Source organism: Paenibacillus fonticola DSM 21315, assembly GCF_000381905.1.
In the GTDB taxonomy this organism is placed as follows: Bacteria; Bacillota; Bacilli; order Paenibacillales; family Paenibacillaceae; genus Fontibacillus; species Fontibacillus fonticola.
The window spans coordinates 286,406-310,287 of record NZ_KB907245.1 but is presented as its reverse complement, the minus strand read 5'-3'; the positions used below and the strand labels follow the sequence as shown (position 1 = coordinate 310,287).

Genomic DNA, 23,882 nt, shown 5'->3' with positions numbered 1-23,882 from the left:
TAATGTCTAACTTATGAGGCTAAAGATTTAAAAATGACCCATAGTAAGATAAAATAATGAAGATCTAATTTTGAGGGAGGATACGTAAAGTGGCAACGAACATCAAAGTGGGTATCGTAGGTTATGGCAATCTGGGGCGCGGCGTGGAAAAAGCACTTAAACAAAATTCGGATATGGAGCTGCGCGCAATTTTTTCGAGAAGAAACCCGGATGATGTAGCGGCAGCGAGCGGCGTCGTGCATATCTCCGAGTTGGAGAAGTACAAGGGCGATATCGACGTGTTGATTCTTTGTGGAGGTTCGGCCACGGATCTTCCGCAGCAAGGGCCAGAGCTGGCCGCAATGTTCAATACGGTAGACAGCTTTGACACACATGCGAAAATTCCTGAGTATTTCGACACAGTTAATGCCTCGGCTGCCAAGGGGGGGAACGTGAGCGTCATCTCCACCGGCTGGGATCCAGGCTTGTTCTCTTTGAGCCGCTTGCTTGGGCAAGCTATTCTTCCTGAGGGCAATGAGTATACCTTCTGGGGCAAAGGTGTAAGTCAAGGGCATTCCGATGCGATTCGCCGTGTGAACGGCGTGAAGGGCGGGGTGCAATATACCATTCCGGTGGAGTCCGCTGTAGACCGCGTGCGCAAAGGGGAGAACCCGCAGTTGTCTACGAAAGAGAAGCATATGCGGGAATGTTACGTTGTTGCCGAAGAGGGGGCCGATTTGGCCCAGATTGAACGCGAAATTAAGGAAATGCCGAACTATTTCGCCGACTACGAGACGAAGGTTCATTTCGTAAGCGAGGAGGAATTGAAGGCGAATCATTCCGCAATGCCGCATGGAGGCAACGTGCTGAGAAGCGGCCGTACAGGAGAGAACAACACGCAAATTATCGAATTCGGCTTAAAACTCGACAGCAATCCGGAATTTACAGCAAGCGTGCTTGTCGCTTACGCACGTGCAGCGCATAAGCTGTCCCAGGCTGGCGAATCCGGGGCGAGAACAGTATTCGACATTCCGTTTGGCCTGTTGTCCCCTAAATCGCCGGAACAGCTTCGCAAAGAATTGCTGTAAGTTGCTGCAAATTACTTGCGAAATACAGTGAAGTGCTGTGAAATGCAGTGGAATGCTGTGAAATGCAGCGGAATGCTGTGAAATGCTGTGAAATGCAGTGAAGTGCTGTGAAATGCAGCGGAATGCTGTAAGGCAGCGGAATGCTGTAAGGCAGCGCCTTTGTGGCCGTCTGCGGGAAGATATCCCGGGGCGGCCTTTATTTGTTTTGTGTGTTTGGGCTAGCAAATTTCCGCACGAATTACTGTCCCATAGTTGCTAAACAAAACGTGAAGGTGGGCTAATGGACCGTGGTTCCGCTATTTGTCCAAAAAAGCCGAAGTTATTGTGCTAACGGACCAAGGTTCCGCTATTGCTATAAAAATTGGCTGAACCGAGGTGGTTTGAGCAGAATAACGCCTTCTGTGTCCGTAAGAGCGCAAAATATCGAGTAAATCACGAAATAGCGGATCTCCTGTCCGTAAGGATTAAAAAGTTACTGTCGTGCCGCGGTGACTTGCAGGATTACCACTAGTACCAAGATGAGCACCTTCTACTGCAGGGATCCCGTGTATCGCTATCTTTCCCTCGTAGTGATTCCATGTGCCGACCAAGCAACCATTCCCTCGTAGTGATTCCATGTGCCGACCAAGTAATCTTTCCCTCGTAGTGACTCTTGCTCCGAACAAGCTACTCTAACTTATATCAACTCATTGCGATAACCAATCTACTGTTCCCCTCATAGCAACTCATTCTGCCACGCGAGTTTATCCTGATTTGCTTCTGCCGACATGCACATGTTCGCCTACATTCCCACCCGCATCCCCACCCGCATCCCCACCCGCATCCCCACCTCCCCACCCGCATCCCCACCCGTATCTCCGCCCGCATTCCCACCCAAATCCTCACCCAAATCCTCACTCAAATCTACCCCGCATATCTATCCACATATCCACTCACATATCCGCTCGCAAAATCCGATCTACTCATCTATCCAGTACCCCTACACCACACCTGAATTCTCCAAAAGCTACCTGAATATCCACTGCCTGGCGTAACCAAATTTGCCAGCAGATAAAGTAACTTAGCAAGCATTTTCACAGTGATAAGGATCACAAAAAGCTCTAACGCTTCCCGTGGGACGTCGAATGTATGTGATTTTAATTACAAACCCGTTGAAGTATTATGACAATTTTGCGAACTTGGGTGCTGCAAGCGGTCATTGTGAACAATTATCAAAATCGCTGAATTTGGCGTTTTTTGAGCAAATACGGCTAAATTTCGGATTTTGGGGTGAGGGGAAAAGAGGTGGACAAGGACGTAAATGTAAATATATTACATATTTACCTTTCTCTATGGTTTGTTTTTGTTTTTAACGAATCCTAACATTGTTCTTAGTTGTAATACTTAAGTTCTCACGTGACTGTTTATCAACCTGTATCACCTTCGTGGAAACTTGCTGCTTAGAAAGGGGTAACGGAATCTATGAAAAGAAGAGGGCTGCTGTTAATCGCATTTTCAGCGCTGCTTGTCTTCCTGTCCGGCTGCAATACTTTGACGGTATTGGATCCGAAAGGACCTGTAGCCAAGACTCAGGCCGATGTTATTATATTCTCCATCATCACGATGGCGTTTATACTACTCGTCGTCTATGTGCTTTTTGTTTACATGCTTACCAAATACAGAGCTTCGAAGGCTGCTCCGGATTATGAGCCACCGCATGATGAAGGTAAGACGTGGCTTGAAATCGTCTGGACAGCGTTCCCGTTAATTATCGTTATCATTCTTTCGGTAGTTACGATTCGCAGTACGAATGAAGTTGAGGCTGTGCCTAAAGATTATCAGGATCAAAAGCCTATGATTATTTACGCGGCTTCCTCCAACTGGAAATGGCATTTCAGCTATCCAGAGGAAGGAATCGAGACGGTGAACTATGTCAATATCCCGACTTATCGTCCTGTCGAATTCCGCTTGTATGCGTACGGACCGATCACGAGCTTCTGGGTACCGCAGCTTGGCGGTCAGAAATATGCGATGAGCGATATGGTGACGAAGTTGAACTTCGTTGCTGAGCATGAAGGTTCATTCTTGGGTAAGAATGCGAACTTCTCTGGTGAAGGCTTTGCCCATATGCAATTTGAGGTGCTGGCGATGAACCAGAAAGAGTACGACAAATGGGTGGAAGATGTAAAGAACACGGCTTCCGATTTAACGCCGGACGAATTCCAAACGCTGCTTGATACGAAATTTGTCGGCAGAAAAACATACACATCCACGCACCTGACGTTCTTGCCGCCCCCTGAGGGTGAGCACGCCGGACATAACCATGGTGACGCTGCCTCTAAATCCGAGCTGGATCAGTTCCAAATGGATCAATTCGGATCGGAGAACAGCGGAGGCGGAGAGATGGATCACTCCGGGCACAACCACTAAATAGGGCGAGATGAGCTGAAAGCTCGTAATGCAACTTAGAACTGGAAAGGAGTAAGCTAAATGAAATGGGACGAATTTTTCGTCACGGGCGAACCGATGATTTACGGCGCGATGGTCAGTATTGTCCTTGTGTCCATTGCGATTGTTGTCGGACTCACCTATTTTAAAAAATGGGGCTACCTGTGGCGTGAATGGTTAACGACCGTTGATCATAAAAAAATCGGTATCATGTATATCATTTCCGCACTTATTATGCTATTCCGGGGCGGCGTAGACGGCCTCCTGATGCGTGCGCAGCTTGCTGTACCAGAGAACGGACTTTTGGACAGCCAGCACTATAACGAAATTTTTACGACGCATGGGGTCATCATGATCCTCTTCATGGCGATGCCGTTTATTATCGGCTTGATGAACGTCGTTGTTCCTCTGCAAATCGGCGCAAGGGACGTCGCGTTCCCGCGCCTGAACGCCGTCAGCTTCTGGCTATTCTTCGCCGGAGCGATGCTGTTCAACATTTCGTTCGTCATCGGCGGATCGCCTGATGCTGGCTGGACAGCTTACTTCCCGCTGTCGAGCATCGAGTTCAGCCCGACGGTAGGCAACAACTATTACTCCATTGCACTGCAGATTGCGGGACTTGGTACGTTGATGACCGGGGTTAACTTCATCGTTACGATCCTGAAAATGCGTGCGCCTGGCATGACATTAATGCGTATGCCGATGTTTACCTGGTCAATCCTGGTCACTTCCGTCATTATCGTGTTCGCGTTCCCGGTCTTGACGATCGCGCTTCTGCTAATGATGTTGGATCGGCAGTTCGGTTCGCAATTCTTTACGATGGCTAACGGCGGGATGGATATGCTCTGGGCCAACCTGTTCTGGGTTTGGGGACATCCAGAGGTATATATTGTTATTTTGCCCGCATTCGGTATTTTTAGTGAAGTTATCTCCACGTTTTCACGCAAAAACTTGTACGGTTATAAATCGATGGTGTTCAGTATGGTCATCATCTCGATACTGTCCTTCGTTGTGTGGGCTCACCACTTCTATACGATGGGTCATGGCGCGATGGTTAACGGCTTCTTCTCCGTGACGACGATGGCGATTGCCATTCCGACCGGGATCAAAATATTCAACTGGCTGTTTACGATGCAGAAAGGCCGCATCGAATTTACGACGCCAATGCTGTATGCCCTTGCCTTTATCCCGATCTTTACGATCGGTGGAGTGACCGGTGTCATGCTGGCGATGGCAAGTGCGGATTACCAATACCACAACACGATGTTCCTGGTAGCGCACTTCCACTACACATTGATTCCGGGTACGGTGTTCGGCGTTCTCTCGGGAATGTACTACTGGTTCCCGAAATTGTTCGGCTTCCGCTTGAATGACAAGCAAGGTAAGCTGGCGTTCTGGGTCATCATGACGAGCTTTAACGTAACGTTCCTGCCGCTCTTCTTCCTGGGGCTGAATGGAATGACGCGCCGGATGTACACTTATTCCGCTGAGACGGGATTCGGCCCATTGAACTTGCTTGCTTCGATCGGATCGGTTGGTCTGGCGGTTGGATTTGCGATACTCGTATACAACATTTATTGGAGCTTCCGCTATGCTCCGAGAGAGAATAACGGTGATCCATGGAATGCACGGACACTGGAATGGAGCACGCCGAGCCCGGTGCCTCACTATAACTTTGCGAAAATGCCAAACATTGAGAACCGCGATGCGTTCTGGTTCGCTAAGAAGTCGGGCAAATCCCTGTATACCGAAGAATACAGCGATATTCATATGCCTAACAACAGCGGACAGCCGTTCATTCTCGGCGCGATCTTCATGTTCTTCGGATTCTTCATGGTATTCAACTGGTGGGTAGGGGCGGTAATTGGAGCCTTGGGCATCTTTATTATGATGATAGTCAGATCCTTTGAACGCGATCACGGACATTATATTCCTGTGAAGGAAGTTGTGGCGACCGAACAACGATTGCGGGGTGAACAGGTATGAAAATAGATCATTCAGTACCGCTGGAATATAGCACGGAAGAAAACAAGAACCGCATCTTCGGCTTCTGGGTATTTCTCGGAGCAGAGATCGTCATGTTCTCCACGCTCTTCGCCGTATATTTCACCTTGTGGAACCGGACCGGCAACGGTCCTACGGCGAAAGAGATTTTTGAAATCGGACCGGTGCTTATCGAAACCTTTCTGCTCCTAACGAGCAGCTTTACGATCGGTTTGGCGATCAACAGTATGCGGCAAGGCTTGATGAAAGCGACGATGGGATTTTTTGCAGTTACTTTATTGCTTGGCCTTGGTTTCCTGGGCGTCGAGATTTATGAATTCGTGACGTACGTAAACGAAGGCGCAACGCTGCAAACGAACGCCTTCATGTCCAGCTTATTCACGCTGCTTGGTCTTCATGGAGCGCACGTTACGCTTGGATTAGTGTGGGGCGGGGGGCTAATGCTGCAAATGAAGCGTGAAGGCTTCACGCCGGATACAGCGAACAAGTCGTTTATCTTCTCGTTGTACTGGCACTTCCTTGATGTCGTCTGGATCTTCATCTTCAGCTTTGTATACTTGAAAGGATTGATGTGACATGAAAAAACTGTTCCCGCTTCAACACGTCATGGGATATGTCTCTTCGCTGATCCTTTCGGTCGTTGCGCTGACCGTTCTGTTTTTCGATATGTCCTTCGGGATGCAAATGACGGTTCTGCTCGTCTGTGCGATCATTCAAATGTCAGTTCAGTTGTTTGTATTCATGCACATCGGCGAGACGGGTTCGAAAACATCGCTTTATACGAATATCGCTTATGCGTTGTTCGTAGGTATAGTGACGATTTTCGGTACGCTGTTTACGATGATCTGGGGATATCAATAAGCGAATAGGCAAGTTTGCTAAAGCTAGATTTATATAGAAATGAGAATCACTCTGATCCAAAGGCGAAAGCCTGGGATTAGGGTGATTTTTTTTGCAGAAATCGTCGGGTGATGTCTTTCTGGTGAAAAAAGGGGCTTTGCAGGGGCATGGGTTAATTTTTATGAGATTGCGTCCGAAATATAGGTATAGATGGGTTTCATTTACAAAAATATAAACCGGAGGAAGAAGAGACTGCATACGATGAATTATTTGGATGAACAGATTCTTAGCATGAAACAGGGATCAACACCTAAGCACGAGGAGGCAAATCCAAACCAACCTCAATCAACGGATTCAGAGAAGCAAAGTTTAGCGGCCGACAAGAACATGGTGTTGCGCATACAAGATGAAATCGTCACTTTCTCCCCGCTGATCATACTGGATGGGAAAAGCGAGGTGGAAATTCCGAAGGCCTTTCATCTCATGCCCTTGGAACAAGCTAAATTTAAATATCCTTCGGAGCATCGTCCGAAGGTCATTTACACATCAACCGATGGGACGATCAATATTACTTTTAATCCGACAGAAACGACTTTGGAGCCGGGGGAGCTTCCTGATTTTATAGAGCAGATGGCGGACGTGCTGCGATCTGTCCAACCCATTCGCAATTGGATGGGGACGGAATTGATCGTTAATGACTATGGCCTTTTGATCGGGGTTATTCGTTTTGTAGCAGCAGGGGTGGACGGTAACCTGTATAACGAAATGCTGCTGTTTGTTCTGGAAGGATGCGTGATCATCGGCGCCTTCAACTGTATGGAGTCCGACATGGAGGCATGGTTGCCTGTAGCTAGAAGGATGGTGGAATCACTTAGAGTTGTTTCTGATTCCTACCCAATGCTATTTAAGGAAGGAGAGGATTCAAGATGAGTCTCGGATACGACAACATTCGAATTCACCCCTTTGAAAGAATTAAATTGGAACAGCTCACCTTAACGAAGAAAATTAATGAGCATACCCGGCTGTACTTTACAGGTGTGATTCCAGAAGATATGCGAGACAGTTATGTGGAAACAACGCACAGCTATACGGTCATTAAGGTGAGCCAAAAAGATGAGGCAGGCGAGACCAAGCCATTATTCAGCGGGATTGCGCTTTCGGTAGAGGTGAAGGTTGTGCGTGATGTGTACTATCTGGAGGTTGAGGCCATTTCTCATACCTACCGAATGGACATCAAACAGCGGACGCGTTCTTTTCAGAATACAAAAATGACGATTCCTCAATTGCTGGAAGAGATCGGCAAGGATTACGAGGGGCTTGATGTGATTGACGGAGCTACCGACGGGGCGCAGATCGGACGTATTGCCATCCAGTACCAAGAGACGGATTGGGCTTTTTTAAGACGTTTGGCCTCCCGCTATCATACAAGCTTGATGCCCGCTGCCCGTTTTGATAGTCCGAAGTTTTATTTTGGGATTGAGGATACGCCTGCACATGTGGTTCTGGATAGTAGCCGCTACACCGTAAGCAAACAAATGCTGCCTTTTCGCTATTTTCAGGCGAATGATCAGGCCAGGCTTACGGAGAACGACTTCATCTTCTACGAGGTGGAGACGGATGAGGTACTGGATTTAGGAGCGCAATTGAACTTTCAAGGGCATAGCCTATTTGTGATGGAAGCTTATACCGAAATGAGACAAGGACAACTGAGGCATCAGTATGTACTGGGATCGTACCAGGGATTCCGGCAAAAAAGCTACTATCAGGAAAAGCTGGCCGGTGCATCGTTAAGCGGTGTGGTCGTGGATGTGCGTCAGGATCAGGTGCGCATTCATTTGGACTGCGATGAGCAGCAGGAGATAAATGAGGCATATTGGTTCAACTATTCCACGGCCTATAGTGCTGAGCGGCATACGGGCTGGTATGTGATGCCTGAAATCGGCGATCCTGTATCGCTCTATTTTCCGGGCAGCCGTGAAGAAGACGGAATTGCGGGAAGTGCCGTCAGGCGAAATACGCAGGGAAGTGCCTATAATAAAATTTCTGATCCCCAAATGAAGATTTGGCGGACCCCTCATGGGAAGGAAATTTGCCTCGGGCCGGAGGAACTGGTCATTACGGGGAAAGAAGGGGCTATATATATCAAGCTGAACGACACAGAAGGCGTACATATTGTAAGCGATAATGCTGTAAGCATTTCGGCGGGGGGAGATCTGAGCCTGACGGCTGGAAAGACGATGTCTCTCTCCGCAGGCAGCGATCTGCGCATGGATTGCAACGGCAGTCATATTGAACTTAGCGGTTCAGCCAAAATGAAAGGCAGCGAAGTGAAATCTAACTAGCATACGTGTAACCAGGTGGTGTAAATGCAATGGACAAGCCTGTTATAGAAGGGCAGGAGCAACAAGTCGTTCTTGATGAGGCATGGAGTTTTATTCGTAAAGATTGGGCAGCGACGCTTAAGACCACGCTAGAACAACGTATTGGGGAATGTGTACAGGAATTTAGAGAATATTGCCGCGACATTCGTCAAAAGCAGCTTCAAGGGAAAAAAGGAAGTATAAGCTACATCACATACTCTATGCTGCGAACATCATGGCTGGAGAAGCATCCGACTTATTTCGTGGAGGCTGCCGATGAGTTTTGGGTATTTGATACGGACCCCATCCAATTTGAATGGGATGTTTACTGGGCCTTTTCTTATTGGAGTGATCTGCAGCAGCGGTACCAGGCTGAAATTATGGAGCGGCGGCAATCCCCTCTTTCCGAGATTGGATTAGAGCAGATGATGCTGGACGCAGCGGCGGAATTTCATGCGGTTATGGTGAATATGATTCGTTTGGCGATGAAACGGGCCGTGCATACTCCCGAGTTTCAGGAACTGGAGCGTGGAGAAATATTTGAAGTTCGTGTCGGGGAGTATTTGGATCGAAGCGTGTCCGTATATAAGGAAGATCGCCGGAAGCGGGATATGCAAGAGGTCAGAGCATGGCTGGAATTACAAGAAGCTCATGAGTACGGCTACCAAGCCTTGACGGAGATTGACCTATCGGAAGGCGATTATAGCCGCCTGGATTTTCGCTATACGGCTTTCCGCGGCATGCAGATGGAGAATAGTCGTTTGCAATTTTGCGTGCTGGTGGGTACGGAGTGGCAGGACAGTCACCTTCAAGGTACTGACTTTACCTCCAGCCTGGTATATGGAGCGGATTTTAGCGGTTGCTCTCTAAGGAAGGCCATATTGGACAAGGTGATGGGCAGCGTAAACGACTCCGATTCATGGCTGGTATGGGAGCCATTAGGATTTAGCGGGGTGAATTTTGCGGGAGCTAATCTGCAAGGGGCTTTTTTTAGGCTAGCTGAGTTGCAAGGTGCTGATTTCCGTAATACCACGCTGCGGCAAGCTTCATTGATCGGGGCCGATCTAGCAGCGGCTTGCTTTGAGAATGCCGACCTGACAGCTGCTAGCTTTGCCGAGGCTGATTTGACGGATGTTAGCTTTGCTGGGGCTAATCTGACAGACGTATCTTTTGCCGGCGCAAGGTTGGCTGGTGCTGATTTCAGCGGCGCCAATCTGCAGGGTGTGAGTTTTACGGAAGAGCAGCTCCGGGAAGTTAGGGGGCAACTAACGTGAGATATTTTCGGCTTAGGATGGATGAGCGGGTCAAACACCGTATAGAACCTGTGCCGCTGTCCTCGTTATCAACGAAGAACGTCATGCGGATAACCGAATCTCCAGAGGAAGAAGCTCCATTGTTTTTAGCTGTACAGCTTCATTCGCAATCCGTATTACCAGACTTTCTGGAATATCCCGTGCCGCTAGTCTCTGGTCGCATGAGGGGTTTATTGGAGAAGTATGTGCCGGGTATGGAATGGAGGGCAGCTATACTTACCGATTTGAAGCAAGCCAAGCAAGAGGTGTATTGGGTGCTGCGCCCTCCTAAGGAGGTTTGCTTGTCCGATAGCACCGAACGGTATCCCGATCATACTTTGAAGCACTTGGTATTCCAATACAGGAAAGACATGTCTCCTATTTTTCGAATAGCGGATGTGATGGAACCCTACATATTTATTAATCTGGCGCTGGCAGAAAGTCTACTGCGCCGTCCATTTATAGGCATACGACTAGAAAGAGTAGAGATAGAAAGCAAGGAGGGGACAGCCAGATGAAGGAAGCGAAGGTACAGCAAGCGCAGGTGCAGCCAGGAGCCGGCGGGGCCAAAAGCTATGTCGTAGCAGGCGCGATTTTGAGCTGCAGCTATGGCACTCAGCCGACCCGGTTAAAGCGTCCTTTCAGTCATGGGGTATACGTCAAAAATAAAGCGGCGATGAATATTGCAGATTACTTGCCAGGAGAGAACATTCGGTCCTTTGGCAACTGCTTCAGCCCTCATAATCCAGCTGTGCAGACAAGTGACATGGTTGATATTTACGGGGTGAAGAAGGCTCCGTGCGTTCCCGTTTTGACGATGCCATGGCTGAATGGGAAAAGCGATATGCTAATCGAGGGCCAGCCCGCTTTGACACAGGACTGCACGCACCACTGCCTATATTGTGGACATATTCGCATAGAAGATGACGGTCAGGAACTGGACTAACCGCTGGAATCAGGACCAAGTCAGGAGGGAGGAGGTACAACTTGAGTTTACTTACAGAGGGGATCGGCTATGAGAGCATACGTTTATACGGTCCCTTTCAGCCACAGCATATTCAGCAGTTACATATTCATAGAGCGATCAACGAACACGCGTACTTACAGTTGATCGGTATTCTTCCCGAAGAACAAGGGGCTGCGTGGATCGGGCAAACGATGGATCAGGAGCCGATCGTTATTCGTCAGTTGGACGAACAAGGGCAATCCGTAAGAACATTATTCCACGGGATGATCACGCGTCTGTCTATACATTGTGTAAGGGGAGTCTATACTTTTGAGCTGGAGGCCGCTTCGCATTCCTATCAATTGGATGTGAAACTAAAAAATCGTTCTTATCAAGAGCCGCAGCGCACTTATGATGATCTGGTCACGGCACTGGTGCGGAAGTATAAGTACGGGGATGCAATTGATACCGTCACGGATGGCGCCAAACTGGACACCTTCCTGCTGCAGTATCAGGAGACGGATTGGGCATTTTTAAAGCGATTAGCTTCCCGATTCGGATCGGTGCTCGTGCCTGAAGTGACGGCAGCATCACCGAAGATCTTTTTTGGGCTGCCGGTAGGCAAGCTGCATAAGCTGGAGCGGAATGTATTCTACCGGGTACGGAAAACGTTTCATGAGTTAGCTGCCGGGAACCCGGGAGAGCCGGCTGGCTCGTATGTCACTTATACGATTGAAAGCTTGGAGTACTACGCCTTAGGGGATGTGATTGATCTCCCCATTGGACAAGGAAAAGAACTTGTCGTGGTGCGGGCCGAGACACGTCTAGAGGATGGAATGCTCCGTACGCGATATGATCTTCAAGCTGAACAGGAAATTCGCTATGCGCGGGTTGAGAATGATCAGATTACGGGGGTTTCTCTACTAGGGAAGGTACTACATATAGAGCAGGATCGTGTGCAGCTTCAACTGAATATCGACCCCGAGCAGCATCCAGCGGCCTGCTGGTTTCCCGTAGCTACCCGTTATGTTGCGGATGCCCACAGCGGGTGGTACGATATGCCGGAAATCGGAGATCAGGTTGAGCTGTATATCCCTACAAACCGCGAGCAAGACGCCTATGTCACCGATGCATTACGCCAGCAGCGTGCTCTTGGACAACCTAATGTGAAGGTGTGGCAGCATGCGAAGGGAAGCGGTATAGAGCTATCCGAGCAAGAGCTGACGCTGCACTCCTCAGGTAAAGTATCTATTACACTTCATGAAACTAGCGGCGTTACCATTAGTAGTTCGGGGAATGTACAAATTCAAGGTGGCAGCGTTAAGATGGAGGCAGGGAAGGGACTATCGCTAAAAGCCGGCACAGCGCTGTATCTCAAAGGCGGAGCCAGCAGCATGGTGCTGGATGGTGAAACAGACCTCAAAGCCCCGGTTGTAAAGCAGGAAGGGACTGTGAAGGCCCCGGTAATTGTGACCGACCTGCCTCCAGTATGGGAGCCTGAGATAGTGAGTGTACAGGCGTATGAGGCATCCAAATCATCTGCTGCATCCCATACTTCATCTGGTAGTGGAGATACCCCTACAGCGAAAATAACAAGTCCGGCAGTTGGAACAGCTGCTAATAACAAGTTGGTTACGGAATCCAAACTGGTAGGTTCGATTCCAGTGATGACGGGAGTTCTATTAGGTGCACTGGGGGGACCTGCGAATAAGGCAGTAGGAGTGGCGCTGCAAGCAACTGCGGTAATTCCTGTTCGAGGAGCGATTCGTGCTATGCCTGCTTTGGGGTCTTTGCATCCTTTAAAGCAAGTAGCGGCTCTGCTCGTGCAGGGACTGATCAACATGCAAATCTATGAGCAAGAGAGAGAGGCTTATTACAGTAAGTGGATTTTAGGAAAAATGATGACAAGTGCGCGTCAGTTGTTGTATTCCAACGGTCCATTAGATTTCGTTCGCAACGTGTTGAAAGAGTCGAACGACATGTATCAAGCTTACCAGCAGGTTCCTGTGGATGTGAGAAGGCGTTGGGAAGATAAACACACTAGCAGTATAGAGCCGGTAACTTACGATTATAGTCAGTATACTAAGCGATACGCGGATGGGATGGTGTATCTTGAACGAAAAGGAGGAGGTAATGGTCAGGAAGACGCTCGGGCTACTATAGCTTATAATAGTGATCCAGCAAATTTTACTACTACTATAGATGATTCTGATCCTATTATGGAACAAACAAAAGCAGCAATGAATGGTATTAATTATTGGACAGGAGAGAAAATTTCAAAGATACAAGCCTTTGGTATTATTGCCGGTGGTATGTTGTATCAATATGAGGCTATACGTGGTAATTTTCGAGGTAATAGAAATATAAAAACTGTCCCTAACGGGTTTAGTGATCCCAAATATAAGAAGAAGGGAGAAACATCGACCTCGTCGAATAACCCGAATAAACCTCCCGAAACTAAGGGTACGGGTAATGTTGGGGACAAGCTAGAATTATCTGATAAAGCAAGAGAATTAATGCAAAAAGGACACTATAGTCAAGCAATGGATAGGCATTATGAAGACATGGTAAGAAAGAAAACGGGTGGTAAAGAAATGATCTATGGAGAAAAGGGCAGAGAAAGGGAACTTGATAGCGTTACTAAAGATGCAGTAATTGAGACTAAGAGGTCGATGTCTGCTGTCACCAAGCCCGATAATTTTATGAATAAGAAGATGAAACAGCAACTTAAAGCTACAATACAGTATGCAGAGGAACATGGTTTAAGAGTAGAATATTGGTTCAAATATGGTGTTCACCCTAAAATTCGTAAATATTTAGAAGAGAAAGGCGTTATAGTAAAAACAGGTATGGGGGATTGACATGGGAAAATATATTTCAATTAGAGGTTGGTTTGAATGTGAAGAACACGATGTTAGTAAAGTTAAAGAAATATGTATGGAATTTACCGAAAATTATAGTGATACTGAATTAAATTATAGCACACGTAAATCGTACCAATTAGGGTGGGTTTTCCCTGAAAACCAAGTAAATTGGACTACGTATATCTTTTATGGAGCAGATATAAGAGAGTATCACTTAGATTTTATTAAGGAGCAAATTTCTAAAATAGCAGTAATCCCAGAAATAACGGGATATTTTTTGATTGATGACCATGAAGGTGAAAAAAAATTATGTTGGCAAGTATTTGATGGACATTTTGTAGAAACTGAGCAGGTAAACATACTATTTAATAACTAGATTTGTTTTTTGGATATGTATTTACAACCCTGACAACAAGATTGTGTAACGTAACCAACAACGCCACAATGCGAGCTAGCCGCTCGTGTTGTGGTTTTCTTTGTCTCTGTCTCAGCGGATGATGAAATAGACCCCATCTGGTACGGAATGAATCGGGTGATCACACCCTAAGCATATTTAACCCATGTAATAGCCGTATAAAGATTTCGTCGTTTTGTTTGTACGTACACATCAATGCTTGAATTTTATACCCTAAATAACGCTATTCTGTTACACAAAGCAGGTCGACTTTGGTTAGATACCACCATCATTGACCTGTTTTTTGTTAGCTTCGTTTTCTTGACGTTGATAAGGGAAGGTTGAAGTTTGAGGACAAGCTAAAATTATCTAGCAAGAGAAATAATGCAAAAAGGACACTAAAGTCAAGCGATGTCAAAGCTACAACACAGTATGAAGAGGAACGTGGTCTAAGGGTAGAATATTGGTTCAAACTATCCAACACTAAAGAATTTAAAACTTCAAAAGCTTATTCTTACTAAAGGATGAGTAGGAAGTAAGTAAGCTCATTTTTTATGTTTAAAATGAAAGAAAGACAACACAGATAAAAACTCAATATAACTTGACTTTATGGCAGACATTTAATATGTTATTATTGTCAGCCAATAATTGAGCTAGGAGGTGAAGCCAATCGCTAAAAAGATGGGACGGCCTTTCTCAGAAAATCCTAAGGAAATACGAATTACAGTACGGCTAGATAAGAAGCATAATGAAATCCTTGAACGGTACGTTAAGCGGAATAAGGTGACAAAAAATGAGGCTGTAAGGCGTGGTATTGAGAGGCTGAATGAAGATGACTAAACAAAGGAAGTGGCGCACTCCCGCAAAAGAATTCGCCACTTCCACTGCAAAACTGCCCGATGGACAGACTGCACAAATTACTTTATCATGTGTCAGTCTTTCTTTCAAGGAGCAGGAACCCAGATGAAGGGAAGAGGGGAATGAGAAGTATTCTAGAAGCGTTATATTGTGGAAATATTCGCCCTGAAGAAACGATTGTGCCGACTGACCATGAATATCGTGCATTAAACCGTAAAATATCCGAGGGCATGAAAATGTGGGAAAAAAAGTTGTCGGCAACAGAATTCAGCCAGCTTGAAGAATTGCTTGATTTGCGAAGTAAGTCTGGTTCAATGCAAGCTGAAGCTTCTTTTGTCCATGGATTTCAACTTGGTGCACTAATGATGACAGAAGTATATACAACACGAAATGAGTTAGTTAGTGGTTAAGGTGTTCTCTTTAAAATATTTTAGTAAAAAACAAACATAAAAATGCTTATTAGAAGCTTATTTCTACCGAATCGTAGTAGAGATGAGCTTCTTTTTTATTACTGATGCTCCCTTTAACGAGCAAGAACAAAGCCCAAGAACATTATTCCACGGGATGATCACGCGCTTGTCTAATAAGCTGGATCGGGATGTATTCTACCGGGTGCGGAAACCGTTTCATGAGCTGTCTGCCGATAAATCGGAAGAGCGGGCTGGCTCGTATGTCACTTATACGATTGAAAGCTTAGAGTACTATGCCTTAGGCGATGTGATTGAACTCCCCATTGAACAAGGTAAAGAACTTATCGTGGTTCAGGATGAGACACGTCTTGAAGATGGAGTGCTCCGTACGCGATATGATCTTTAAACCGAACAGGAAATTCGCTGCTGTAGATAACTTTGATCCTATTATGGAAGAAACAAATGCTGCAATGAATGGTATTAATTATTGGACAGGAGAGAAAATTTCAAAGATACAAGCCTTTGGTATTATTGCCGGTGGTATGTTGTATCAATATGAGGCTATACGTGGTAATTTTCGAGGTAATAGAAATATAAAAACTGTCCCTAACGGGTTTAGTGATCCCAAATATAAGAAGAAGGGAGAAACATCGACCTCGTCGAATAACCCGAATAAACCTCCCGAAACTAAGGGTACGGGTAATGGTGTAGGCAAGGGAACTTTTGGGTCGAACACAGTAGGCGCAGCAGAAAAATATGTTCCGAAAAATATTAAAATGGTCGATGAAAAAGTATTGAAGAAAAATGGCATTGATGCCCATCAACTGAAAGATGATGTAGCTGGCGGGAAAATCTCTCGTTACGATATTTATGTGGACAAGGATACAGGACAGTTGTGGGTATATTTGAAAGGTGGGAAAGGCGAAGGTATACCGACTGGAGAGTATATTAAGTAAAGGAGAAATGTAAATTGGCAGGCACGAACGTCATGGCTAATCTTAGTATTTGCGGCGATAATTTCAATCCTCAAGATATTACTGATAAGCTCGGAATTCAACCAAAAGATTACTGGATAAAGGGAGAAACTATCCCGGGAAAATCAATTGTCAGAAAAAATACTTGTTGGAGGTATAGTACAGGTTATCAAGAATCATTTGATATTAACGATCAAATTGATCATATCAAGGGAGTATTTCAAAGTAAATCGGTTGATCTAAGTGAACTATCCCAATTATTTAACCTTGAAATTATGATTAATATCGTTATAAACATTGAGGATAACCAGAAACCGGCGATGTATTTTAACAGACAAACCATTGAATTTATTAATCAAATCAAAGCAGAAGTTGACATTGACCTTTATATTTACTCCTAATTACCTTACGAAGAACCTTGATCGAGTGCTCGTCACTTAGTCAAGGTTCTTCTTTTTCTCTATATTCTCCTATTCCCTCGACATTAGAATGCGCTAAAATCGAAACTCGTGCGTTAAAAAGGCATTCTGAATAGGCAGAAAGGAAATGACCGGCTTCGAAACTGACAGCTCACGTAAATTACAAATTCAGACCTCATGCAAGTGAAAACCCTCTTGTCAGCATGAAATCGGTCTCTTACAATCCAACGGAAGCAGATTGATGGGAACGGTCTGTAGTTACAGCAACTCCAAATGCTGTAACCGAGAGGGGGGGTGAGAAATATGCCAAAAGTCGTTGGGTATGTCCGAGTTTCTACACAAGGACAAGCAAGAGACGGATACAGTCTGCAATACCAAGTCGATGAAATTGTGAAGTATTGCAAAGCAAACGGCCTAAACCTTATCCGAATTTACGAAGATCGAGGAATCAGCGGAGCTAAAGTCGAAGAGGAAGGATTGATGGTTGAACGAGAAGGTTTGCAGAACATGCTTGCTGATCTTCCGATCATGAATATTCAATCCATAATCGTGCTTAACACCTCCCGCCTATGGCGATCGGACATGGCGAAAGTCTTGATTCAACGGGAACTGAAACGAAACCAAGTCGATGTTTGCTCTATCGAACAGCCCAATTACAGCATCTATACGCATGACCCGAACGATTTCCTCGTTAACGGCATGCTCGAACTGCTTGACCAGTATCAACGATTGGAAATTGCCTTGAAACTCGGAAGAGTTAGGCGCAAGAAAGCCGAGCAAGGCGGTTATGCAGGCGGTGGAATTGCTTTTGGTTACAAAGCCCGTAAAGGACAAAAGACAATCACCGTTGATAAGGAAAAAGCCATCATTGTTCAGCATTTATTCGAACTGAAAGCTGATCACCCATCATGGACATTGAAGCAATTTGCCGAGAAACTGAATACGGAAGGCTACCGAACGGAACAAGGTAAAGCCTTCACCAAAGTGCAAATAAAACGGATTTTTGATCATGAATCCTTGTACCAAGGAATGTATTCATACGGCAATATCGAAGCGGCCGGGCAACATCAAGCGATTATCTGAAAAAGTTTTTCTGTCTGCTTAAAAAATGAGCGGGCAATTCTATATGTCATTTGAACTGGAAGAATGGATTGGCTGGCGTCCCAATGCGGGTCTTACGACTAACGCTCGAACTGAGGTTGCCGACATTCATTCCATCTCACTTGATATGGAGGGATTCGATGCGTCATTATAAAGAAAAGCATATCTATGTAGGTGTGGATTTACACAAGCATACACACACCTCAGTCATTATCAACTGCTGGAATGAAAAGCTTGGGGAGATTCAATTCAACAACATACCCAATGCATTCCCCGACTTTCTTCAGGAAGTAAAGGGGTATGCCAAGAGGGGCGTGACCCCACTCTTTGGTCTTGAAGATGTCGGCGGATATGGTCGATCTCTTGCGGCCTATTTACTTGAACAGAATCAGAAGGTGAAGGAGGTCAACACGGCGCTATCCTTTGCCGAACGAAAAAGCTACCCAACCACGCAGAAAAGCGATAGCTGGGATGCAGAATGTTTAGCCAAAATCCTTCTGAGCAAGCTGGATATCCTACCGAATGCTAATGTACAAGATATTTACTGGACCGTTGGTCAGCTTGTATCTCGAAGAACAGGATTAATTAAATCCCAAATGTCCTTGAAAAACCAATTGCATGCCCAACTAAGCCATCATTATCCGAGTTACAAGAAGTTTTTCAGCGATATTGACGGTAAATGTGCGCTTGTTTTTTGGCATACGTTTCCCTCACCGCAATTACTGGAAGACATGCCTGCGGAAGAATTGGCCAAAGTATTGCGGAAAGCGAGCCATAACACTTGCTCAACGAAGAAAGCAGAAGCAATCTTAGACTTGGTAAATCGGGATGGTGACACAACCCGGGATTATCAACATTACCGAGACTTTTTAATCCAAAGCTATGTGCGTGATTTGCGATTCAAACAGGAAGAAATGCAGAATATTCATGACGAACTAATAACGATACTTGGTAAGCTTGATTATTATAGGCTGGAAACGATGCCAGGAATTGATCTCGTTACCGCGGCATACTTGATCGCAGAAATTGGCGATATAAAGCGATTCCCAACTGCAGATAAACTGGCAAGATTTACAGGAGTCGCACCGGTATTGTTCAGTTCGGCGGGGAAAGGAAAGACGATGAAAAGTAAACAGGGCAATCGTATTTTGCATGGCCTGTTCTATAACCTCGCCGTTCAACAAGTACAAGTAGCGAAAGGAAGCCGCAAGCCGAGAAACCCATTCTTTCACGAATATTATCAGAGGAAGATCGCCGAAGGTAAGACAAAAGGACAAGCATTGGTATGCGTCATGAGGCGACTCGTCAACATCATTTACGGAATGATGAAAAACAAGACGGATAAGGCGTATAATTTTAGTTAACAGGAAGGATCGACGATGCTATTTATTCATAGAAGGAATTAGCTTTACAACATAGGGGACGGGTGAATTTGATGACTTTGCTAAGGAACCATTTCTGCCTGATAAGTATTACGAAAATAATTATGCCCCTATGCAAGGAACCCCAGGGGATAGATATGATTTTTATAGACTAGGTTCAAGTGGGCAGGTGGAGAAATCTAGAGTAATCTATGATCAAGCAGGGAAACAAAAGTATAGAATAGATTATAGTGATCATGGTAATTCTGCTCACCACACAAATCCACATATGCATGAATACATATATCAAGATGCAGGGAGAAATGCTAGGGAGCTTAAATATTTTGTAGAGAAATCAACAGGAAGATTAAGATTAGGGAAAATTAATAAATCAACAAATGAAATAGAATTTATTGACTAAAAGGGAGGCATGTTACTTGCAATATATTAATAATTACAATAAAATTACTGAAAAGTTGAATGCTCTTGGTTCTTGGACGTATGAGGAAATAATCGGAATTAAATATGATATTGACATTGATTATGAAGATAACTATACTACGACACTTGATTTGTTTTTCTTTCTATCGGTTATAAAAACGAAACAACGTTTCAAATTGAGAGTTAGGTATCATAATGTTTCCGAACTTTCATTAAGAAAAGTCACAAATTTATATTTAACGGACAGTTTGATAATACATGATAAAAAAGAATTGGGTTGGGATAGTAATCAAAGATATCATGTTCATGATGATAGCGGATATGGAGAAAACGACGGGTATAACTTCATTAATTTTTACTGCAGTTCTATGGAAGCTATTTCATTGGAAGAATTCTAATTTGACTAATCTCCCTAAGGTCTCTTGGGATGGGGACACCGAGTGTCGAATGAACCCATCATTCAACCAATAACACATATAACCCATGTAAAACCTGTATAAAGATTTCGTCGTTTTGTTTGTACGTACACATCAATGCTTGAATTTTATACCCTAAATAACGCTATTCCGTTACGAAAAACAGGTCGATTATGGTTAGATACCACCATAATTGACCTGTTTTGTGTTAGCTTCGTTTTCTTGACGTTGATAAGGGAAGGGTGAAGTTGAGGACAAGCTAAAATTATCTAGCAAGAGAAATAATGCAAAAAGGACACTAAGCTACAACACAGTATGAAGAGGAACGTGGTTTAATAGTAGATATTGGTTCAAATTATCTAACACTAAAGAATTTAAAACTTCAAAAGCTTATTCTTACTAAAGGATGAGTAGGAAGTGAGTAAGCTCTTTTTTTTATATTTAAAATGAAAGAAAGGCAACACAGATAAAAAGTCAACAGAACTTGACTTTATGGCAGACATTAATTATATTATTATTGTCAGCCAATAATCGTGCTAGGAGGTGAAGCCAATCGCTAAAAAGTTGGGACGGCCTTTCTCTGAAAATCCTAAAGAAATACGACTCACAGTGCGGCTAGATAAGAAGCATAGTGAAATTCTCGAACGATACGTTAAGCAGAATAAGGTGACAAAAAATGAGGCTGTAAGGCGTGGGATCGAGAAGCTAAATGAAGATGAATAAACAAAGGAAGTGGCGCACTCCCGAAAAAGAATTCGCCACCTCCTCCACTGCGCAACTGCCCGGTGGACAGACTGCACAGATTACTTTATCATGTGTCAGTCTTTCTTTCAAGGAACAGGAATCCACGTGAAGGGAAGAGGGAAATGAGAAGTATTTTAGAAGCGTTATATTGTGGAAATATTCGTCCTGAAGAAACGATTGTGCCGATTGACCATGAATATCGTGCATTAAACCGTAAAATATCCGAAGCCATGAAAATGTGGGAAAAAAAGTTATCGGCAACAGAATTCAGCCAGTTTGAAGAATTACTTGATTTGCGAAGTAAATCAGGTACATTGCATGCCACAGCTTCTTTTATCCGTGGATTTCAACTTGGCGCGCTAATGATGACAGAAGTATATGCAGCAGGAGATGAGATCGTAGGTGGCTGATGTAGCCATTTTATATTTATTCATATGACATACTAGGGTTGCGGATAATTCATTAAAAGCTTATTTCTGCCTGATTGTAGGTGGAAATGAGCTTTTTTATTGTAGTGATGAAACGGTCAGAGAGGAAATTTTTCGAGATAATAGAAATATAGGAATTGTACCTACGGGTTAAGTGATCCAAAGTATAAGAAGAAGGTGGTACTATTATGTATAAGGAACTTGATGCTCTTTTAACAGACTTTCAAGATGCAGATAATTACTGGTTCGACACTGGTTGTTTAACCGCTGAAAAATTAATTATCCTGTTTAAGCATGAAGATTGGAATGAGTTATCACATGACCTGTTGACAAAACCTCTAGGTTGGCAAAAAAAACTGGCTTATTGTTTAGGTAATGACTCAAATTTAGAAGAGTTAAAAATACTACTAACTTTAGCGAGTGTAGAGGACGCTGATTTATTTGAAGTCTGTATTGATTCGTTAAGGAGTTTTACTAGTGTAGAAAATAAACAAATAATACTCGAAAACCGTTTCATAATTGAGAAAGTAAAGGAAGCGATCCCTAGTACTGGAATAGTATCGAGAGGAATATTTCAAGACTTTCTTAATGAACTTACAAATAAGGCATATGAAATTAATAGAAAATAGAGTGAAAACAACGGAGTTTGTCAAAAAGTTGTCCCCTCTCTTTAAGCCCATTTCCACGAATATTACGAAATACAAAAGGTCGTAGATTCCTAAGACAGGAACTTACGACTTTTTACCCTCGGAATGGATTTAGACTCTGTGAGTTTAATTCAATCCGTAAAATATCTTGCGAATTATCCAAGTACATTTGCATTACAGAAGATGAGCGCCGAACATCTTCAGCGGCTTATACGCAAAGTAGACGAACTATTGTTCGGCTTTCTCATAAGGTTAGTGATGCCTCGGCAGAACAATATACCTCTATATTCTTAAAAAAGGTGCCATGAGCGGAGTGAGCATACACTTTTTGAGTTTAAGGCTGCCTCGCATTCAATACATCTTTACATACCCCATAGGGGTATAATATAATGATTTTACAGGAAAGGAGTGATAGTCGCATGACTGAACCTAAGGAGACTGGGCATCACTGTGCGGAGAATGCTTGTCATTCAGCAGACTCAGGCTCAGCAGAGAGGCACAGTCATCATTCTGATGAGCTGAAAAATAATTTGACCCGGCGTCTGAACCGGATTGAAGGGCAAATACGGGGGATTAAGGGGATGATCGACAAGGACACGTACTGTGACGACGTGCTCAATCAAATTGCGGCTGTACAGTCTGCCCTGAACAGTGTCGGCAAGCTGCTGCTGGAAGGCCATATGAGGAGTTGCGTCATTGAACGCATCCAGGCCGGAGAAACCGAAGTGGTGGATGAGCTCTTGGTTACGGTGAACAAGTTGATGAAATAAAATTTATCAGGAATACCAAACATTTATGCAAGATTCGAAGTCGAATTACATCTTGAAATACAGTGTGATCAAAAGTTAAGAGGAGGAATTGAAATGCAAACTGTTACATTGAACGTAGAAGGAATGTCCTGCAATCATTGTGTGAACTCGGTCGAAGGTGCGGTTTCCAAGCTTGGAGCGAGCGCTAAGGTCGATCTGTCGGCCAAAAACGTCACGGTCAGCTATGACGAAAGCAAGCTTAGCGTTGAAGCCATCAAAGAAGCGATCGAAGATCAAGGCTACGACGTGGTATAAAATGCAGTGCGGAACTGCCTGGGAGTGCAAGAAATTTTGTGCTCCCGGGCAGTATTTGTATGAAAAATGAGACATTCCATTTTAACTAACCCCAGTGTTTGCGGCCTCAATAACCTTCCAAGCCCCGTCCTTCAATTCCAGCTGGATGACGATACCGGCGGCCCCATTGCCAGAGCGGTATTTCATGCCTTCGATGACGGCCCCGTTCTCGCTAATCTCCACTTTGTCGATTTGGAGCAGTACGCCGCTCAGTACCATCCCGTTATCTGTAAAATGGTCGCCCTCGCTCTCTCTCAATTGTTCGAAGGTCGCGTCCTTAACCGGGGCGGTAAACCTGCTGCTGATGTACTCTTCAATGTACTGCTTATCTTCCTCCGTTAAATGCGACAACACGCTGAAATCGATCGCAATGTATTCCATGTCCTGATTCAAGGCTTCGTCTATCGGCATCATCGCTTCAAAGGCCAGGCCGTATAGCTGTCCCGCGCTCCCATCGACTTCGGGATTCACAGCCGTACCCCGATCGTCCTCCGATTCCCTGGCTTCCACTGCTGCCCCCGCATCCCCTTCGATAAGCCTTGTTTCGCCTGAATCGTTCTCGCCATCGGCGCTGGTACTGACAGGCTCAGGGAGCTGATCGACAATGGCGGGCTGCGAAACGCCGGGTTCGTTGTGCAGTACCTTTGTATTTTTACAGCCTGCAATCAGCAAGAAGGCGATGATGCAAATAACAATTTTTACAAAACGCATAGCACGCATAATATGACCCCTCCTATCTATTTAAACGATTTCAGGATCATAATAGTTGCCTGGCACTGGAATATT

The 23,882-nt window shown here is 44.7% G+C and carries 24 protein-coding genes and 1 pseudogene; 24 read left to right on the top strand and 1 reads right to left on the bottom strand.

From position 1 onward, the window contains the following. Window positions 1-89 precede the first annotated feature (89 nt). The 24 genes and pseudogenes from G358_RS0101400 to copZ all read left to right on the top strand — a co-directional run bounded on the left by G358_RS0101400 (window position 90) and on the right by copZ (window position 23,057). Entirely contained in the window at window positions 90-1,067 is a 978-nt protein-coding gene (locus G358_RS0101400; protein ID WP_019635413.1) for a diaminopimelate dehydrogenase, read from the top strand. 1,461 nt (window positions 1,068-2,528) lie between these two features. Beyond that, window positions 2,529-3,476, top strand: a complete 948-nt coding sequence (gene qoxA / locus G358_RS0101390; RefSeq protein ID WP_019635411.1) for a cytochrome aa3 quinol oxidase subunit II — start codon at window positions 2,529-2,531, stop codon at window positions 3,474-3,476. A 60-nt stretch (window positions 3,477-3,536) separates the two neighbouring features. After that, window positions 3,537-5,480: a cytochrome aa3 quinol oxidase subunit I gene (gene qoxB, locus G358_RS0101385; RefSeq protein ID WP_019635410.1), complete on the top strand. Its 1,944-nt coding sequence runs from the start codon at window positions 3,537-3,539 to the stop codon at window positions 5,478-5,480. Beyond that, on the top strand, window positions 5,477-6,073 hold the full coding sequence (gene qoxC / locus G358_RS0101380; RefSeq protein ID WP_019635409.1) for a cytochrome aa3 quinol oxidase subunit III: 597 nt from the start codon (window positions 5,477-5,479) through the stop codon (window positions 6,071-6,073). The genes qoxB and qoxC overlap by 4 nt, the downstream gene beginning before the upstream one ends. A 1-nt stretch (window position 6,074) precedes the next feature. After that, window positions 6,075-6,359, top strand: coding sequence for a cytochrome aa3 quinol oxidase subunit IV (gene qoxD, locus G358_RS0101375; protein WP_019635408.1), 285 nt, complete (start codon window positions 6,075-6,077; stop codon window positions 6,357-6,359). A 240-nt stretch (window positions 6,360-6,599) separates the two neighbouring features. Continuing rightward, the gene (locus G358_RS0101370) at window positions 6,600-7,268 is read left to right on the top strand and encodes a hypothetical protein (protein ID WP_019635407.1); all 669 of its coding nucleotides are present in this window, start codon (window positions 6,600-6,602) and stop codon (window positions 7,266-7,268) included. After that, on the top strand, window positions 7,265-8,680 hold the full coding sequence (locus tag G358_RS0101365; protein ID WP_019635406.1) for a contractile injection system protein, VgrG/Pvc8 family: 1,416 nt from the start codon (window positions 7,265-7,267) through the stop codon (window positions 8,678-8,680). Before G358_RS0101370 ends, G358_RS0101365 begins: the two co-directional genes overlap by 4 nt. A gap of 29 nt (window positions 8,681-8,709) precedes the next feature. Beyond that, window positions 8,710-9,972, top strand: a complete 1,263-nt coding sequence (locus tag G358_RS0101360) for a pentapeptide repeat-containing protein (protein ID WP_019635405.1) — start codon at window positions 8,710-8,712, stop codon at window positions 9,970-9,972. Beyond that, window positions 9,969-10,508, top strand: coding sequence for a hypothetical protein (locus tag G358_RS0101355; RefSeq protein WP_019635404.1), 540 nt, complete (start codon window positions 9,969-9,971; stop codon window positions 10,506-10,508). The genes G358_RS0101360 and G358_RS0101355 overlap by 4 nt, the downstream gene beginning before the upstream one ends. Beyond that, window positions 10,505-10,936 carry a DUF4280 domain-containing protein gene (locus G358_RS0101350; RefSeq protein WP_019635403.1) on the top strand — a complete coding sequence of 144 codons (432 nt, stop codon included), beginning with the start codon at window positions 10,505-10,507 and terminating at the stop codon, window positions 10,934-10,936. Before G358_RS0101355 ends, G358_RS0101350 begins: the two co-directional genes overlap by 4 nt. Before the next feature lie 41 nt (window positions 10,937-10,977). Next, window positions 10,978-13,797, top strand: a complete 2,820-nt coding sequence (locus G358_RS0101345) for a restriction endonuclease fold toxin (RefSeq protein ID WP_019635402.1) — start codon at window positions 10,978-10,980, stop codon at window positions 13,795-13,797. A gap of 1 nt (window position 13,798) precedes the next feature. After that, window positions 13,799-14,176: a hypothetical protein gene (locus G358_RS0101340; protein WP_019635401.1), complete on the top strand. Its 378-nt coding sequence runs from the start codon at window positions 13,799-13,801 to the stop codon at window positions 14,174-14,176. A gap of 998 nt (window positions 14,177-15,174) precedes the next feature. Further along, entirely contained in the window at window positions 15,175-15,462 is a 288-nt protein-coding gene (locus G358_RS0101330; RefSeq protein WP_019635399.1) for a DUF6809 family protein, read from the top strand. Between the two features lie 130 nt (window positions 15,463-15,592). Continuing rightward, window positions 15,593-15,865, top strand: a pseudogene (locus G358_RS0101325) (hypothetical protein); the annotation flags it as partial. Next, a complete protein-coding gene (locus tag G358_RS34220) occupies window positions 15,819-16,418 on the top strand; it encodes a polymorphic toxin type 33 domain-containing protein (protein WP_338042654.1) in 600 nt (199 codons plus the stop codon). The pseudogene G358_RS0101325 and the gene G358_RS34220, both read left to right, overlap by 47 nt. Window positions 16,419-16,432: 14 nt before the next feature. Continuing rightward, the gene (locus G358_RS0101315) at window positions 16,433-16,837 is read left to right on the top strand and encodes a DUF4279 domain-containing protein (protein WP_019635396.1); all 405 of its coding nucleotides are present in this window, start codon (window positions 16,433-16,435) and stop codon (window positions 16,835-16,837) included. A 321-nt stretch (window positions 16,838-17,158) separates the two neighbouring features. Continuing rightward, entirely contained in the window at window positions 17,159-17,938 is a 780-nt protein-coding gene (locus G358_RS0101310; RefSeq protein ID WP_019635395.1) for a recombinase family protein, read from the top strand. Between the two features lie 158 nt (window positions 17,939-18,096). After that, window positions 18,097-19,320 carry an IS110 family RNA-guided transposase gene (locus tag G358_RS0101305; RefSeq protein ID WP_019635394.1) on the top strand — a complete coding sequence of 408 codons (1,224 nt, stop codon included), beginning with the start codon at window positions 18,097-18,099 and terminating at the stop codon, window positions 19,318-19,320. A 187-nt stretch (window positions 19,321-19,507) separates the two neighbouring features. Then, window positions 19,508-19,738, top strand: a complete 231-nt coding sequence (locus tag G358_RS32830) for a hypothetical protein (protein WP_157274221.1) — start codon at window positions 19,508-19,510, stop codon at window positions 19,736-19,738. A gap of 16 nt (window positions 19,739-19,754) precedes the next feature. Continuing rightward, window positions 19,755-20,156 (top strand): hypothetical protein, encoded by a 402-nt coding sequence (locus G358_RS0101300; RefSeq protein WP_019635393.1) that lies wholly within the window; start codon window positions 19,755-19,757, stop codon window positions 20,154-20,156. An 884-nt stretch (window positions 20,157-21,040) separates the two neighbouring features. Continuing rightward, complete coding sequence (locus G358_RS0101290) at window positions 21,041-21,328, top strand: DUF6809 family protein (RefSeq protein ID WP_019635391.1); 288 nt, start codon at window positions 21,041-21,043, stop codon at window positions 21,326-21,328. A 206-nt stretch (window positions 21,329-21,534) separates the two neighbouring features. Continuing rightward, window positions 21,535-21,975, top strand: coding sequence for a hypothetical protein (locus G358_RS0101285; protein ID WP_019635390.1), 441 nt, complete (start codon window positions 21,535-21,537; stop codon window positions 21,973-21,975). A 437-nt stretch (window positions 21,976-22,412) separates the two neighbouring features. Then, window positions 22,413-22,763, top strand: a complete 351-nt coding sequence (locus tag G358_RS0101280) for a metal-sensitive transcriptional regulator (protein WP_019635389.1) — start codon at window positions 22,413-22,415, stop codon at window positions 22,761-22,763. A gap of 93 nt (window positions 22,764-22,856) precedes the next feature. Continuing rightward, a complete protein-coding gene (gene copZ, locus G358_RS0101275; protein WP_019635388.1) occupies window positions 22,857-23,057 on the top strand; it encodes a copper chaperone CopZ in 201 nt (66 codons plus the stop codon). An 81-nt stretch (window positions 23,058-23,138) separates the two neighbouring features. On the opposite strand, the gene G358_RS31510 is transcribed toward copZ, so the two are convergent. After that, complete coding sequence (locus G358_RS31510; protein ID WP_019635387.1) at window positions 23,139-23,816, bottom strand: hypothetical protein; 678 nt, start codon at window positions 23,814-23,816, stop codon at window positions 23,139-23,141. Between the last annotated feature and the right edge of the window lie 66 nt (window positions 23,817-23,882).

Bases quoted from the DNA above. Each gene is read 5' to 3' on its own strand.
- qoxA (WP_019635411.1), top strand. From the start codon at position 2,529: ATGAAAAGAAGAGGGCTGCTGTTAATCGCATTTTCAGCGCTGCTTGTC.
- qoxB (WP_019635410.1), top strand. From the start codon at position 3,537: ATGAAATGGGACGAATTTTTCGTCACGGGCGAACCGATGATTTACGGC.
- qoxC (WP_019635409.1), top strand. From the start codon at position 5,477: ATGAAAATAGATCATTCAGTACCGCTGGAATATAGCACGGAAGAAAAC.
- qoxD (WP_019635408.1), top strand. From the start codon at position 6,075: ATGAAAAAACTGTTCCCGCTTCAACACGTCATGGGATATGTCTCTTCG.
- G358_RS0101370 (WP_019635407.1), top strand. From the start codon at position 6,600: ATGAATTATTTGGATGAACAGATTCTTAGCATGAAACAGGGATCAACA.
- G358_RS0101365 (WP_019635406.1), top strand. From the start codon at position 7,265: ATGAGTCTCGGATACGACAACATTCGAATTCACCCCTTTGAAAGAATT.
- G358_RS0101360 (WP_019635405.1), top strand. From the start codon at position 8,710: ATGGACAAGCCTGTTATAGAAGGGCAGGAGCAACAAGTCGTTCTTGAT.
- G358_RS0101350 (WP_019635403.1), top strand. From the start codon at position 10,505: ATGAAGGAAGCGAAGGTACAGCAAGCGCAGGTGCAGCCAGGAGCCGGC.
- G358_RS0101340 (WP_019635401.1), top strand. From the start codon at position 13,799: ATGGGAAAATATATTTCAATTAGAGGTTGGTTTGAATGTGAAGAACAC.
- G358_RS0101330 (WP_019635399.1), top strand. From the start codon at position 15,175: ATGAGAAGTATTCTAGAAGCGTTATATTGTGGAAATATTCGCCCTGAA.
- G358_RS34220 (WP_338042654.1), top strand. From the start codon at position 15,819: ATGAGACACGTCTTGAAGATGGAGTGCTCCGTACGCGATATGATCTTT.
- G358_RS0101310 (WP_019635395.1), top strand. From the start codon at position 17,159: ATGCCAAAAGTCGTTGGGTATGTCCGAGTTTCTACACAAGGACAAGCA.
- G358_RS0101305 (WP_019635394.1), top strand. From the start codon at position 18,097: ATGCGTCATTATAAAGAAAAGCATATCTATGTAGGTGTGGATTTACAC.
- G358_RS0101290 (WP_019635391.1), top strand. From the start codon at position 21,041: ATGAGAAGTATTTTAGAAGCGTTATATTGTGGAAATATTCGTCCTGAA.
- G358_RS0101285 (WP_019635390.1), top strand. From the start codon at position 21,535: ATGTATAAGGAACTTGATGCTCTTTTAACAGACTTTCAAGATGCAGAT.
- G358_RS0101280 (WP_019635389.1), top strand. From the start codon at position 22,413: ATGACTGAACCTAAGGAGACTGGGCATCACTGTGCGGAGAATGCTTGT.
- copZ (WP_019635388.1), top strand. From the start codon at position 22,857: ATGCAAACTGTTACATTGAACGTAGAAGGAATGTCCTGCAATCATTGT.
- G358_RS31510 (WP_019635387.1), bottom strand. From the start codon at position 23,816: ATGCGTGCTATGCGTTTTGTAAAAATTGTTATTTGCATCATCGCCTTC.